9 protein-coding genes are annotated in these 15,866 nt (G+C 36.1%); 2 read left to right on the top strand and 7 right to left on the bottom strand.

The features are described from left to right. Positions 1-452 precede the first annotated feature (452 nt). Positions 453-1,319, top strand: coding sequence for a zinc-dependent peptidase (locus FC091_RS06075; RefSeq protein ID WP_246035805.1), 867 nt, complete (start codon positions 453-455; stop codon positions 1,317-1,319). Between the two features lie 51 nt (positions 1,320-1,370). Then, on the top strand, positions 1,371-2,318 hold the full coding sequence (locus FC091_RS06070) for a UDP-glucuronic acid decarboxylase family protein (protein WP_138433379.1): 948 nt from the start codon (positions 1,371-1,373) through the stop codon (positions 2,316-2,318). A gap of 78 nt (positions 2,319-2,396) precedes the next feature. Here the strand turns inward: FC091_RS06070 and FC091_RS06065 are convergent, their stop codons facing one another. The 7 genes from FC091_RS06065 to FC091_RS06040 form a co-directional block, all read right to left on the bottom strand. Then, positions 2,397-2,966, bottom strand: coding sequence for a hypothetical protein (locus FC091_RS06065; RefSeq protein WP_138433378.1), 570 nt, complete (start codon positions 2,964-2,966; stop codon positions 2,397-2,399). Between the two features lie 89 nt (positions 2,967-3,055). Next, entirely contained in the window at positions 3,056-4,117 is a 1,062-nt protein-coding gene (locus FC091_RS06060; protein WP_138433377.1) for a nucleotidyltransferase family protein, read from the bottom strand. A gap of 35 nt (positions 4,118-4,152) precedes the next feature. Next, on the bottom strand, positions 4,153-5,274 hold the full coding sequence (locus tag FC091_RS06055) for a hypothetical protein (protein ID WP_171032474.1): 1,122 nt from the start codon (positions 5,272-5,274) through the stop codon (positions 4,153-4,155). A 25-nt stretch (positions 5,275-5,299) separates the two neighbouring features. After that, positions 5,300-5,461, bottom strand: a complete 162-nt coding sequence (locus tag FC091_RS15190; RefSeq protein ID WP_171032473.1) for a hypothetical protein — start codon at positions 5,459-5,461, stop codon at positions 5,300-5,302. A 203-nt stretch (positions 5,462-5,664) separates the two neighbouring features. Next, positions 5,665-7,911, bottom strand: coding sequence for a T9SS type A sorting domain-containing protein (locus FC091_RS06050; RefSeq protein WP_138433375.1), 2,247 nt, complete (start codon positions 7,909-7,911; stop codon positions 5,665-5,667). Between the two features lie 170 nt (positions 7,912-8,081). Next, the gene (locus tag FC091_RS06045; protein ID WP_138433374.1) at positions 8,082-11,528 is read right to left on the bottom strand and encodes a T9SS type A sorting domain-containing protein; all 3,447 of its coding nucleotides are present in this window, start codon (positions 11,526-11,528) and stop codon (positions 8,082-8,084) included. Positions 11,529-11,733: 205 nt separating this feature from the next. Continuing rightward, a complete protein-coding gene (locus tag FC091_RS06040) occupies positions 11,734-15,192 on the bottom strand; it encodes a T9SS-dependent choice-of-anchor J family protein (protein ID WP_138433373.1) in 3,459 nt (1,152 codons plus the stop codon). Positions 15,193-15,866 lie beyond the last annotated feature (674 nt).

Genomic DNA, 15,866 nt, shown 5'->3' with positions numbered 1-15,866 from the left:
AAGGGATGCGTCAGCAATCCATTGAGCTCTGATTTGTTAATGAAGTTGTTTAGTTGCCAAGCTTGCTTGAGCATTTTTTTGTTTGAAGTATGTTCAAAGCGGAGCTCAAGGGATGCGTCAGCAATCCATTGAGCTCTGATTTGTTATGAAGTTGTTTAGTTGCCAAGCTTGCTTGAACATTTTTTTGTTTGAAGTATGTTCAAAGCGGAGCTCAAGGGATGCGTCAGCAATCCATTGAGCTCTGATTTGTTATGAAGTTGTTTAGTTGCCAAGCTTGCTTGAGCATTTTTTGTTTGAAGTATGTTCAAAGCAGATCTCAAGGGATGCGATAGCAATCCATTGAACTCTGATTTGTTTATGAAGTTGTTTTGTCGCCAAGCTTGCTTGAGCATTTTTTTCTTTTCAGTACGTGTTAGGAGCCAGTTTAAGTGTTTTCTTTCTATATTTAGGCAATGATCTTATTCTACCTACAAGAAGCTCAGAATCCTGAAATTAACCCTACTTTTAGACTGGTAATGCTAGTCATCTTTTTTATTGGCTTAGCAGTTGTAATTCTTTCTAAGTTTTATGCCTTTTTTGAGTCTATTTATGCTTCAAAATATAAGAAACCATTCTTTTTAAATGCTATTGTATTTAAAAAAGAGTTAACAAATAGACAGCAATCAGTTTTAAAGAATGAATTTGATTTTTACAATAGGCTCAATAAAAGAGAACAAGACATCTTCAGACATCGTCTAGCAACGTTTATTAATAAAAAAGAATTTATAGGTAGAGAAGGATTGGTAGTGGATGAAGTGATGAAGACGTTATTTTCTGCTACAGCTGTAATGTTAACGTTCGGTTTTAGAAACTATAGTATTGAATTGATAGATAAAGTAATAATCTATCCAACAGCATACTATTCTAATTTAAATGAAACTTACCATAAAGGGGAAACAAACCCGCAATTAAAGTCAATAGTTTTTTCTTGGGAAGATTTTAAAAAAGGATATCACATAGGTGACGACAATTTAAATTTAGGAATCCATGAGTTTGGGCATGCAATTCATTTAAATGCTTTTAGAAAATCGGATATAAGTAGCGAGATTTTTAGAGATGGTTTCAATAAACTGGCTAGTTACCTTCAAGATCATAAAAAGGTTAGAGATAATTTAATAACATCAAAATACTTTAGGGCGTATGCCTATACCAATCAGTTTGAGTTTTTTGCAGTATTGTTAGAAAACTTCATAGAGACTCCAGACGAGTTCAGAGATAAATTTCCAGAACTTTACAACTATATGAAACAAATGTTAAACTTTAATTTTGCAGGATACTGATGACTAAGAAATAAGCATTATTTTTGAAGTATAAGCAACTATAAACTATACATGAAAAGAATATTAGTAACAGGTGGAGCAGGATTTGTGGGTTCACATCTCTGTGAGCATCTCTTAAATAAAGGAAACGAAGTTATATGCTTGGATAATTATTTTACAGGCTCTAAACAAAACATAGAGCATCTCATGGATCATCATTATTTTGAATTGGTGAGGCATGATATTACTAATCCTTTTATGGCCGAAGTAGATGAGATATATAATTTTGCTTGTCCGGCATCTCCTGTGCACTATCAATACAACCCTATAAAAACAACCAAAACCTCTGTAATGGGTGCTATAAATATGTTAGGATTAGCAAAACGTGTTAAAGCAAAAATATTACAGGCATCTACAAGTGAAGTGTATGGAGACCCTACAGTACACCCTCAGCCAGAAAGTTATTGGGGAAACGTCAACCCTATAGGATCACGGTCTTGTTATGATGAAGGTAAACGATGTGCAGAAACCTTATTTATGGACTATCACAAGGAGAATAAGGTAAAGATTAAGATTATACGTATTTTCAACACTTATGGTCCAAGGATGCATCCGCAAGATGGAAGAGTGGTGTCCAATTTTATAGTGCAAGCCTTAAAAGGTGAAGATATTACGATTTTTGGTGAGGGTACACAAACTAGAAGTTTCCAGTATGTTGATGATTTAATTGATGGGACAGTTAGAATGATGAATACTCGAGATGGATTTATAGGTCCTGTAAATATTGGTAACCCAAAGGAATTTACCATGATTCAATTAGCAAATGAAATAATTGACCTTACAGGTTCCAAATCTAAAATTACATACTTGCCACTGCCTGAGGATGATCCTATGCAGCGTCAGCCAGATATAAGTTTAGCTAAAAAAGAATTAGGAGGATGGGAGCCAAAAATAAATTTAAGAGAGGGATTAAAAAGTACAATCAACTACTTTGATGATTTATTGACTCGGGAAAGCTAGCTTCTAACGTAGTATTAGTATATAAAAAAAGTCTCTAAAAATTAGAGACTTTTTTTATTTTATTTATGTTTTCAATGACTACCATAGCGCGAATATAGCTTGTAAGTGGGTTTGATAATGATTGTTATCTAGTCCACTTTCTGCATGGTCTAATGCAAATTTACCAATAACTTGAGCGCGTATTCCAAAGGTCTGTCTTCTATTTAACCAAAACAATACACCACCACCAAGGTTAAGCGATATATTTGTTTCGTCGATATTAAAAAATCCTACACCTGCGTTACCGTAAAAATCAATCCAATCTGCAGAAGGGAAGATATGCTTTCCGAAGTAATACTTAGCGTGAGTGTCAAAAGAAAAATAAGTGTAATCTTCTTGCAATACTACACCATCAATTTTATCACCTTCAGCAAATGAGTTTAATGTAAAGGCTTGCTCGATTGATAAACCAGAAGTCCATCCTACTTCTACTCCAAGAGAAATAGGTAGATTAATGGCCCAGTCTGTCATACCATTTGCAGGTGATTGTGTTCCAGCACTGTTAACAGCATTAAGGCCTACACTTCCAAACCATTCAGCAGAACCAGACTGGCTGTAGGAATTTAACGATAACGTCACCAAAGCTGTTAGTAAAAGTAATTTTCTCATGAAAAAATTTATTTTAAAAATCAAAGTTAAACTTTATGGCTTATAAAACAAATAAGATATTAAGTTATTATAGTTAAATGTAAATATAATTAAGTGTTTTTTAAAACAGACCTCATATGGCTAAAAATACGTCTACGGTCTTTTAATAATGCTGTTCTATAGGCTTTATTTTTTATAAAATGAGGAATCCTACTGATGATTATCCATAAAAAATCGATAAGCTTTATGAGTTTATTCCAAAATTTATAAAATTTAAGATGCTTTAATTTAAAGTTGTAAAATTTGGTTACAAAATTTGTACCGCTGTATTTTTCAGGAATATCTTTAAAAAAGATGCCCAATAAATTAAAGTAATTCCTAATGAGCTTACTGTTACTGTTTATGGTTGAGCAATCTTTTCGTTGCAATATCACCAGGCTATCGTAAGCAGATCTAAAACTAACACTATTGTATAAACTACCATTGTCATTGATCTGATAGTTAAGAATATTGTGAAGTAATAAGTGTTTTGAAGAGGGTATAGCAATGGTATTAATAAGTTGACTAGAAGATAAGATGTTAGAACAACTCAATGCTTTGTCTGTATGAGATACAAAGAGTTTTCTGTGTAATTCTACAGCACAAATATACTTGTCGGTTTTAAGTCTTGGTAGGTGTTTGTGTTCAAAGAAATCGTTGCCAAGTGTTTGTTCAATGGGATAGTAACTATTCTTTTTCAATATGTCAAAAGCCAAATCAAGCTGATTATTAGCGACTAAAATATCAATATCTCCAAGCATACGCTCTGCATTATCATCATAATAACCTCCAGAAATCAATGCGGAACCTTTTAAGAAGACGTGTTCTATTTCATGTGTATTCAATAACTCAGATAGCGAATTCACCTGAGATATTATTTCATGATTTCTTTGCGCGTTAAGTGCTGTAATCTCTTTAAGATAGATGTCTAATTCTTCAGGCAGCAGATGGGTGAGCTGCTTTGTTTTTAAGCGACAATAAATAGCGGGTAATATAAGGTGTTTGCTTCCTTCAATCACAATGTTGTCCCAGTCAAATTCCTTATCACTAAGTGTCTCTTCCAACATGTCATTAGAAGACTTAAAACTTAGAATATCTGCTATGTATTGGTATGTAATGGCAAGGTTACCCATTAAATAGAATTAATTGGTACTAAATATAATGAATATTAATCGCTATTAAATTGTTTAAAGCAAGCGGTAATTTCCTTTGTGACGCTTTCGGTATTACTGTATGTTAACTTATAAACGGGTGTTTGAGATAACCAATCTAAAAACTGACTTGCATGCAAAGGCTTAGGTGATAACCACGATTCAGGAATTAGAGTTTCTAAGGCTTCCTTAATCGATATCGACTCAAGAGATGTTTTACTACCTTTACTATAGTTAACCATTATAATTGCACTACAAGGATAACAATCTTTGATAGGGCTTTTGCAGGGTAGGTGTTTAATTACACCTTTAGTTTTATTAAATAATGTATTTGGTAAACTATCAAAATCATCAACTAAAGGACGTAATAAATCAAAAGCTCCTTCTTTTATAGATATTGCTGAAGGGTTGTGGTAAATCCTAGAGTCTTTAGCAAGCATGGGAGAGACGTCATCAGCAACTAATTCAAAACCTTGAGCACTAAGTAAAGCGCACAATGTACTTTTTCCTTTACCAGATGCGCCAATAAATAAAATGGAATTCTTGCCATCCGAAATAGTAGACCCATGAAACGTACCTAACCAATCCGATTCATCCTTATGGTGAATAAAGGAAAGAAGCTCCATAGCAAACTTGCCTTGTATAAGATGGTAGTCGCGTTTTGGTACTGTGCGCACCAATACTTCATTTTTAAATAGACATAAACGATCATCTTCAATATAAACATCGTAGATAATGTCTGGTGTAAAAAAAGCATTTGTCTCTAAATGGGCTATGCTAGGATGGATGGTTTTCTTAACTAAGTCCGAATCAAAGTTTACTCTAAAGATTCTATTATTGAAATTATAATCTACAGAGATTTGACGTTTAGAGGCATTAAATGGAGTATCTAATACAGCAATATCATCAGTTTTAGTATGACATTGCTCTAAATAAGAGTTTAGGCTGTGAATAACTGTGGTGGTGTCTATACTGGAATCAACACTTATAAATTTTGATTTAAATTCATCAAGTGATGAACATTCTAGATAATTGTATAGGAGATTTTTAAAATCATCATCTACAATACTGTAAACGTTAGATTTTTTGTACCAAAGCAACCAATAAGAACCAAACAAACGTTGATATGTTGGTGCCAAGTTGTGATTCAAACTTTATTGTAAATTAATCAAATGGATTTCCTCCTGGATCTGGTGGAGAAGACGATTGCGCTTTAAGTGGATTTAAAATCACAAAAGTACCTACAGCTGTTAATGCTGCGTACTTTCCCATTTTTTTAATGGCATCTTTACGAGTGATTTTGTCTGTATTGTTGTCTTTTTTCATGGCCAAGCCTAGATTTGGTTCAAAAATAATAAAATAATTTATTTAACAAGGGAAAAAATAAAAACGTTTATACTAAAATTTAATTCACATTAAATATTAAAGTGTAAGGTTTTCTAACCAATGATTTAACGAATATAAAAAATAAAGTTAAAAAACCTTACAATGGTCTAATACTAACGCAAATAGTATTAGGCTGGTTTTACTTATTTCAATATAATTTTTTGAGTCTTAACGGCATTACCATTAACGAGCTTCACAATATACACACCTGTATGTAAGTTGCTGGCATCGATAGTCTGTAATGTCGAGTCAGATACTAGCGGTCTAGCAGTAACCAAACGTCCTTGTATATCATATACGTTAGCAGAGGTACCTTCGGTTAGTTGTCCTGCGATACTGATAGTTTTGTTGGTCTGGTTGCCATAGATTGAAATACCATCAAAAATACTGTCCGCCGTAGACAATGCACTATTAGAGAACCTTAAGTAAAAACGTCCCGTACCATTTAAATCCTCAGAAGGCGTTAATACATAATCAGCAGCATTTAATAAGGTAGAGGTGCTGGTTAGTGTATCGTCCAAATACACTTCAATAGAGGCTGGCATTGTGTTTTCAGCAATGCTAAAAGTCAACTGCTCACCCATATTAGCATTAACACCCAAGGCAATAGTTGTGTCGTTATAATCAGTTTTTCCAATAGCCTGTGTTGCGAACGGCACGTCCATATTCTCTTCTACTAAGTGCGAAAATAGAGAAAAAGCTGGTGCAACACCACCAAGCAGACTAGCATCATAACCAGGGTCTAAACCTAAGCCGCTAGAGGCTGTAAAATATACCTTAGTGATAAAGTTGTCCGTAGCATTACTTAAATTGATATTAACGTTCGATATAGCCGATCTACCAGCAATAAAGTCGTCATCGGTAGATATAATACGCATATCTGGAGTGCTTGTTGTAAACTGAAGGTTGCCACCAACAACATTGGAAGCTACAAAGAACCCTTGACCAGGTGCAATGTTTAGTGTATTGTTTTCTATGGCACTGATAATCGTGTAATCATCAGCAGAAGTACCGTTAGTACTGTCGTTATAACCATAAATCACCACGGCACTCGGATCTAAGACCGCAGCATTTTGAGTTAAAAAAGCTTGCGCATCCAAGTAAGAAGGGAAAGGGTTACCAACCAAGTTAAGAATACTTGCTGAACCCTGAGCAATTGGTACTTGAACCAAACCAGTATTTACAGTACCTTCAAAAGATACTAAATTTGAACCGGCAACAGGATCAATACCGCTTCGGTAACCAACACCAGCAGTAAGTGGTGTAGTATCAGTTTCATCCCAAAGCTCATATGGTTCCGTTGCATTATCATTGTCAAAACCACCGAAAAGAACATCTGTGCCTGAAGGATTTGCTAAAATATTGGTGTTGTTCCCTATAAAAGTATTGAATTGTTGACCAGAAAGAGGTGCGCTAATTAAGTCATTACCATTAATAGGTCCATTATTATTGACATGGCGGTTGTAAACTACAGCACCAGTAATTGTACCTTCTGGTATTAGGCTTGAGTAGCTCGTCGAAACAGATTCTAAAGTTAGTACATCAGCTACATTGAGGTTTGCACCTGAGTTTATTGTTAATGATGCACCTGGATTTATAGTAACCAGTCTAGAATCTGTATTTGTTGAGATTATAGCATTATCTGAAGCTATTAAAAACTCATCATTAGGTGTAGACGATCCGTTTGGATCACTTGGAGTCCAAGAACCATTATAGGTGTAAGTAGTAGACTCACGGTATAATTCTGAAGATGTGAATGTAACATCACTGGTTCCTGGGTTACCTACTGGTAATCCGTTACCATAACCTTCATCCGACCTAAATACGCCACCACCGCCAAAACCATCGAGATAGGTAACAACAAATGTAAACTCAATAGCATCTCCAACGCCAATACCTATATCTGTTTTGGCAAAGCTCATGCTAAAGCTGGCTTGGGTATTACTGGTTGGATTTCCTACTCCAGCAATAAATGGAAATGAAGCGTTATTAACTAATTCCCACAGTCCACCAAAAGAGGTGTTCACTGCAACTGCAAAATCAGGCTCCATTCCTGATGGAAAATTTACTACTGAACGTGTAGCACCACCAAAAGTACCAGCACCATTTATGGCTCTGCGTAACTTGTCACCATTATCTGGGTCAGCAAAATCCACCGTTGAACTAAACCCACCTGTTCTGCTATCTATATATATAACCATTTCGTTGTCAAAAGTACCTGAACCTCGATTAAACGTAATGGTTATATTTGTTCCGTTGTCTGTAATAGTCATATTGCTACCACCAACTGCTCCTCCAAAACCAGAATTACCATTACCATTATAGGTAACTTGAGCAAAAGAAGTAAGTGCGCAAAACAAAAATGAAATAAAAATGTAAAACTGTCTCATAAGCTTATTATAGATTTGATATTATGATAATTAGATAAAACCAAATATAGTTTTTTTTTCAGATTTAAAACATCTTACTAATCTAAAGTTCATATATCGGTATTTCTAAAACAATAAAAAAACGCACCCAATACTGAGTGCGTTTCATTCTGTATGAGAATTTTTTCTCTTTATTTCAATATAATTTTTTGAGTCTTAACGGCATTACCATTAACGAGCTTCACAATATACACACCTGTATGTAAGTTGCTGGCATCGATAGTCTGTAATGTCGAGTCAGACACTAGCGGTCTAGCAGTAACCAAACGTCCTTGTATATCATATACATTAGCAGAAGTCCCTTCGGTCAGTTGTCCTGCGATACTGATAGTTCTGTTGGTCTGGTTGCCATATATTGAAATACCATCAAAAATAGCATCTGTTGTAGACAATGCACTATTAGAGAACCTTAAGTAAAAACGTCCCGTACCATTTAAATCCTCAGAAGGCGTTAATACATAATCAGCAGCGTTTAATAAGGTAGAGGTGCTGGTTAGCGTATCGTCCAAATACACTTCAATAGAGGCTGGCATTGTGTTTTCAGCAATGCTAAAAGTCAACTGCTCACCCATATTAGCATTAACACCCAAGGCAATAGTTGTGTCGTTATAATCTGTTTTTCCAATGGCCTGCGTTGCAAACGGCACGTCCATATTCTCTTCTACTAAGTGCGAAAATAGAGAAAAAGCTGGTGCAATACCACCAAGCAGACTAGCATCATAACCAGGGTCTAAACCTAAGCCGCTAGAGGCTGTAAAATATACCTTAGTGATAAAATTGTCCGTAGTATTACTTAAATTGATATTAACGTTCGATATAGCCGATCTGCCAGCAATAAAGTCATCATCGGTAGATATAATACGCATATCTGGAGTGCTTGTTGTAAACTGAAGGTTGCCACCAACAACATTGGAAGCTACAAAGAACCCTTGACCAGGGGCAATGTTTAGTGTATTGTTTTCTATGGCACTGATAATCGTGTAATCATCAGCAGAAGTACCGTCAGTACTGTCATTGTAACCATAAATCACCACGGCACTTGGATCTAAGACCGCAGCATTTTGAGTTAAAAAAGCTTGGGCATCTAAGTAAGAAGGGAAAGGGTTACCAACCAAGTTAAGAATACTTGCTGTACCCTGAGCAATTGGTACTTGAACCAAACCAGTATTTACAGTACCTTCAAAAGATACTAAATTTGAACCGGCAACAGGATCAATACCGCTACGGTAACCCACACCAGCAGTAAGTGGTGTAGTATCAGTATCGTTCCATAATTCATATGGTGCGCTGGCATTGTCGTTGTCAAAACCACCAAATAAAACCTCTGGTCCTGTTGAGTTTGTTAAAATATTAGTGTTATTGCCAATAAAGACATCAAATGCTTGTCCGCTTAAAGGGGCACTAATTAAGTCGTTACCATTTACAGCATCGTTAGTATTTACATAGCGATTATATGTCACAGTACCTGTAAGTGTACCATCTAGAATTAAACTAGAATAACTTGTTGATGTCGACTCTAAAGTTGTACCATTAGTTGCATCTAAAGTTACACCAGAATTAACGGTAAGACTGGCACCGGGATTTATAGTGAATGTATTAGTGTTTATATCGGCACTAGCAACAAAATCATCTAAAATGAATGCATTGGACTCATTTGAGTTCTCATCTGCCTGGGCGTTGTACTTCCATGTACCAGAAGCATAAACCAAATTATCTATTACACCTGGATTAGCTAAATTTTCTGATGTGGAAATGTAAGTGTCGGTTACAAAATCAAAAAAGTCTCTATCACTACCACCTACAGCATTAACCGTATCGTCAATCAAAGTGCCATCAGCAGTGCTTACTGTACCACCTTCGTAAATTTGCCAACTACGCGCTGTGCCAGTACCAAAGAACATAGCACTCGTACCTTGAACAAAAACAGTTTCTGTATTTAAAGAGCCAAACTCAGTTTCAAAATTTGTCTGTGTTCCACCTCGCGTTACTATTAAAAAACCATTAGCAGGTATTGAAGCATTAGCAATATCATCATCAAAATCCCAAACTGTTCCGTCGCTTTGCATAACAAGTTTTGACGTGCTCATGTCTATGATATTAGTTGTAGTATTATATATTTCAATAAATTCATTATTAAAATTACTAGCATCACTCACTTCCGTAATAATTAAATCACCAGCTAAAGGTGCTATAGGCGCTAAATTGATATCAAAAGTCATAGAGTCGTAGGAGCCACTGATTAAAGTCGAGTTGTCTACAGCTGTTAATACTATACCACTTGCGCTATTGTCAAAAACTAGGTTTGAAAAAGTAGCTAAACCATCGACTGCTTCAACGGTAGTTGTAGCTGAAGCATCAAAACTTCCTGATGTTGTCAATGCAATATCAAAACCAGAACCACTATAATCTATATCCACGTTGCCGTTTACATCAGTATAAGCAACTTCAACAGATGGCGACATTACAGTGTTAATAATAGTATTACTAGGTTGTTCAATGTAAGATAATTGTGTAGCTTCTACATCAACAACAAAATCATTAGAATTAAAATCACCTAGTGTTAAACTAGTAGCAAATCCACTTCCAGCTAAGTCAGTAGTAAATCCATGATTGTCAGCATCTACCATAAAGGCAATTGTGCTTCCGTCAGTTAGACCTGTAGAGTTTAGATATACCCCTACTGTTACTGTAGAGGATGTACCATCTGCTACATCTAAATTTCCAGAAATAATTGTAGCGTCTATAAAGCCGTCAGTAATATTTAAATTTTCGATTGGAATAAGGCTACCATTATTTAACGTTATACCTTGAATGGTTTCTGTCCAGTCTGCTGTATTTGTTGTGTGAGGAAACAATCTTACATTAGTAACCAAGGTGCTTAAGCCATCACTAGTTCCAATATCTTCAATTGTAAATTCAAAAACATCGATGGCTTCAGCTGAGGTGTCAGCTAAAGAAGAAAGTGTTGTGCCAACTGGTTGTGAGCCAGAATCATAAATTTCAGAATCAGTATCGTTTGAAGAAACAATTTCTATACCTTCTATGTTTATATTATCAAATCCAGCATAATCGGAACCACCATTTTGTTGGGCACCTAGCACAAGATAAGCTGAATCAGCAGTGTCAGGTATTGTAACTGTAATTGTAGTCCAAGCTTGAGTGTCTTTGTTTAAGCTTACGATACCTTGTCCAACTTCAGAACCTACAGGACCGTAAAAGACTTCATACCTTATTTCATCAGATCCATCAAATCCTATAGTGTAAAAATCAAAAGAGATTTCAACACTATTATAACTAGATACATTAATTGCGTCAAATGTTAGGGTGTGCTCAAATGCGCCCCCACCATTCGGATTATCTATATCCTGAATTCCCCAAAAACTGCCTGTTGTTCCCGCAGGGTCGTTATTGGTAGTAACTATATCCCAATCATCGCTCCCTGTACTATAGGGCGCAGGGTTAGAAGTATAGTTCCATGTTGGAGTTGAACCATCAAAGTCCTGAACTGCAATCGTAGTCTGCCCAAACCCAATGCTTGTAAATAAAATGGCAATTAAAATTGTGTAAAAATGTTTCATGTGTTTTTAAATAAATTGTTTAACGATAACAATAAGTAGTAATTATAATTCAATAAAGTAGAAAAGGATGACAAATATAATAAAACTATAGACCCATTAGGGCTTTAGATATTAACAAAGCGTTAATAATGATTCTTCAATCTTCAATATAAACTAAAAAAGCGCAGGTTACCGCGCTTTTTTTGTTCATTCTGCTAATTTCTTCCTATTTCAAAACAATCTTCTGTGTTTTACTGGTATGGGCACTTTCAATGGAAACGATAAATACACCAGAGGGCAAGTCGATCAAATCAACCTCTTGTGAACTTAGATGGGCTTTTAATTGCTGTTGTATCAAAAGACGACCTTGTATATCAAAAAGCTTCAGTTCGGAAACTGTATAAAGTTGTCCTTTTATAGCTAATGAACGCTGCTCTTGATTGACAAATAAACCAAGTTGTTCCAAAGCGGTTTCATTTTGACTTAAAGCTTGATTAACAAAACGTATATAGAAGCGACCTTTATCTACTACAGCAGTATTTAATGTGGCCTCATAGTTATGCGCATTAAGTAATGTAACGCTCCCAGCAACTACATCTTCAAGATACACGTTTATCCCTCCAGGTAAGGTAGACTCTAAGATTGAAAATGTAACAGGTTCATTAGGATTGATGCTAATACCCAACGGTATCATAACATTGTTGAGGTCATAGCTATGAAGCGCTTGTACTGACATGGCAGTATCATTACCCTCTTCCACAAGATACGAATGAATCGAAAAATGAGCCGGTTGGCTATTCCATACCGACGCATCGTAACCTATATCTAAACTCGTACTAGCTTCTGGGTTAAAATAGAAGTCCGTTTTATAACGTGCGGTGCTACTGCTCAACTGAAGTTTAAGATATGTTAAAATGTTAGTATTCCTTCCGGCTATAAAATCATCATCAGTACCAGTAGTACGCATTCCGGGAGTAAATTCAATAGTTCCAGAGCTTTCAGCATTAATAAAAAAACCTTGTCCTGGGGCAACTACAGTACTTGGAGTGGTAGTTGCGAGGTTATAAATGGTCCAACCATCGGATGCGGCACCATCATAGCCATAGACGCCTACTGCATTCTCATCGATAAGACCAGAGTTAGCCATATTGTTCAAAAAGGCTTGTACATTGATATAACTTGGATAGGGATTTCCTATCAAATTCCAATCACTTGAACCATCTGAAACCACAGGTACATTAACTGTTGTGGTTTCTGCATTTCCCGTAAATGTAAACGTGGAGTTATTAGTAGAGCCTGTACGGTAACCAATACCAGCTCCCATAGTACTGGTATCGTTTGATGGCGTAAAATTGATATAACTGCCCGTTGAAGTATCAAAAGGGCCAAACAAAAATGCTGTATTGCCGCCAATAGTTCCTGACAGTAGGTTTGGGTTTGCTGCTCTAAAATCACCAAAAGTCTGTCCAACCAGTGGAGCACTTATAAGATCATTTGCTGTAGTAGTTGCACCGGCACCTGCAGCACTATTCACATGGCGTTTATATTCTATAGTGCCGTTTATTGTACCATCTAATATAAGGCTAGAGTAGCTTGTGGATGTGGACTCTAGAGTAAAGATGTTAGAAACATTTAAATCAACACCACTATTTACAGTGACGCTGGCGCCAGCTTCAACAGTGATGGATTGGGCATTTGTATTAGAATTAAAGATGGCATTACCAGCTTCAACAAGTATTGGATTAGCCAGAGTTGCTACTCCATTAGGGTCTGTAGGTGACCAACCATTATTGTAAGTGTATGTTATACCAGGAAGAACTGTAACAGTGTAATCTTCTATTTCACCATCTGTAGAGCCATCACACGGGCCATTTGTTGGTACATTCGAAAAAAAGTATTGGCATAAAATACGCATTCTTGTATCCCCAAGTGCGGCATCCAAGGGAACCTCAATAGTTAAAGCACTATTAGATGTAGGTCCATTGGGTGTATTAATCGCCTCTCCTAAGTCATAGGTCTCACCAGCATCATCAAAATCACCATCTCTATTCCAATCGATCCAAGCATAGCTATACACAGCAAAATTACCATCCGTATTAAGGTTTACAGTTAAATCTTCAGATTCACCTCTGGCAATGCTTGTGGATTGTGCTGTAAAATCGTCATAACCAGACCCTTGAGTCGTAACGTTATTAATACTTCCAAAATCAACCAGAGTAATTGAGGTATCAAAACTAGTGTCACCATTTACGGTACAATAATCTATAGCTAGGCTTACAGGAACACCAGAACTCCAAGAAGTACCTTTTCTTGTGAAAATTTCGAAATGATAGGTGTTGCCGAGGCTTACATTGCTAACAGCAACACTGCTGCCAATAGCGTTAAAAACAACAAATTCGTCAGTTGAAATTTCTGTGCCATTGCCAAAGATTGTATCAGGACTGTAAATACTACCATCTCCTGTGGGTGTTGAGCTTACAGCACTACCTTCTCGGGCTATAACAAGGATGTCGTCATAACAGCTGCCTAATGCCCAATTTAGATTAATAGCATTGCCGTCGTAATTGGCAGATACATTGGTCACCGCGTCAGGAATGGTACATGGTGCAAGTTCAACGACCGAAATATCATCCAAAAACCAATTATCACCATCATTCTGTTCCATTACAAAGGCAATATAGATGATGCCACTGTAATGAGATAGGTCGATGGTTTTTTCATTAAAGGTAGAACCCAACTCGGCTTCGTTGTATGTTTCAATAGTTGTAAAACTTGAAATATCTGTCGGTGATGTTTGTGATACTCTGACGGAATACTCGGTATTCCAATCTAAAGTAAACTGTTCCCTTGCAAAAAACCGTAACTGTGTCTGTGCGCTTCCCAAGTCAATAGCAGGAGTAACCAACCAATCTTCAGCGTTACCTCCTGTAACCACTTCGTACTCCACAAACGCAGATGTTGTGCCAGAATTGGCTAAAAGTGTTGAGCTGGTCCAATCATTAATGGTTCCTAAGTTATTTGAGCCTCTAAAGCTTTGCCAACATGCGGGCGGAAAGACACCTCCTTCAAACCCTTCGTTAAATGGTAGGGAAAAAGCAGTAGTACAGTCACTTGTTCCGGTAACTTCAATAGCATCGATGCGTTGACGTTCACCACCACCATTATTGGTCATAGTGACCCTAAGTTCTAATGTAGAGCCCAATAAACCCGATGTACTACTCAACGTAAGATCATAATCATCAGAAAGTGTTCCGTTTATTGATGCTGTGGTCCAGGTACCAGAATCTATGCGATATTCAATGAGTACAGTATCAGTGGGTTCTAGATTGTTACCTCCAGTACCATTAGATTCTGTTACCGTTAAAGAAAATGCCACGGCAGTGTAATTAGAAATATCAATAATAGGAGATAACCAAGAGGCATTGGTGTCTAAGTCTCTACCTTCTAAAAATTCATTACCACCCACATCAATCACCGCAAAATAATCATTAGTGTTAGTAAGGTTAGCGTTACTGATATCAATAGACCAGTTAACGCCAGATAGGTCAATACTTGGGTCGTCATCGTCAGACCCTATCGCTCCCTTACCAGTTTGGCCGGTAAAGTCTTCAAGGTATATGGTGCTCTGCCCAAAGGATATGAGACAGCAAAGTGCACAAAATAAGTGCAAAGTGTTCTTTTTCATTGTTTTTAAACATTAGTAGTTCAATTATAATTTTTAATAAATACACACCTCTGCCTGTTTGATGGATGTTGATGTTCCTACCAGATAAGGGCAGCAAACATTAATACCAACAAAAACATCAAAGGTTTTGATAGTACATAACAATGAAAATGGAATTCTAAATATGAGAATATAACACGTGGTTGTAGCAAGAATACCAAGTGCTAGTTAAGAATTTTCAATGTTATTATTTAAGGGTTAAAACATTAAACAATACACATTAGTTAAAAAGTGGTCACAAGAATTAATTAATGTGTTGTTTTTGTAATCATTAGGAGTCGTTAATCATATCATATTAGTTTTTAAAGTTGTCAATGGATTATAAAAAAATCGTACTTGAGATATAAGACCTTCAAATACGATGACTTTTAGTTGTTTAAAACGAAAACTATAAGGGGCTAGGAAGTTGGTAGTATGAGTGTGAATACTACTACAAAAGGTTGAAAATATTAAAGATTCCCTCATGAAATCAATAAAATCCTTTGTTCGAGTTGGTGTTTGATAACTTAATTCTCACAAATATAATAAATTTTAATAATTACTTTCTTACAATCTTGTTTGATAAAAACACTTTTTATCATCTTATGTATACCTTAATAAAAGCATGTAGTAAGAGAATACACAACATAAGGTAA

Source organism: Winogradskyella algicola (assembly GCF_005869935.1).
Lineage (GTDB): Bacteria > Bacteroidota > Bacteroidia > Flavobacteriales > Flavobacteriaceae > Winogradskyella > Winogradskyella algicola.
Note: the sequence above shows the minus strand (reverse complement) of the source record. Positions and strands in the feature narration are given on the sequence as shown.

Excerpts from the sequence above, each read along its gene's own strand:
- FC091_RS06075 (WP_246035805.1), top strand. The coding sequence starts at position 453 with ATGATCTTATTCTACCTACAAGAAGCTCAGAATCCTGAAATTAACCCT.
- FC091_RS06070 (WP_138433379.1), top strand. The coding sequence starts at position 1,371 with ATGAAAAGAATATTAGTAACAGGTGGAGCAGGATTTGTGGGTTCACAT.
- FC091_RS06065 (WP_138433378.1), bottom strand. The coding sequence starts at position 2,966 with ATGAGAAAATTACTTTTACTAACAGCTTTGGTGACGTTATCGTTAAAT.
- FC091_RS06060 (WP_138433377.1), bottom strand. The coding sequence starts at position 4,117 with ATGGGTAACCTTGCCATTACATACCAATACATAGCAGATATTCTAAGT.
- FC091_RS15190 (WP_171032473.1), bottom strand. The coding sequence starts at position 5,461 with ATGAAAAAAGACAACAATACAGACAAAATCACTCGTAAAGATGCCATT.
- FC091_RS06050 (WP_138433375.1), bottom strand. The coding sequence starts at position 7,911 with ATGAGACAGTTTTACATTTTTATTTCATTTTTGTTTTGCGCACTTACT.
- FC091_RS06045 (WP_138433374.1), bottom strand. The coding sequence starts at position 11,528 with ATGAAACATTTTTACACAATTTTAATTGCCATTTTATTTACAAGCATT.
- FC091_RS06040 (WP_138433373.1), bottom strand. The coding sequence starts at position 15,192 with ATGAAAAAGAACACTTTGCACTTATTTTGTGCACTTTGCTGTCTCATA.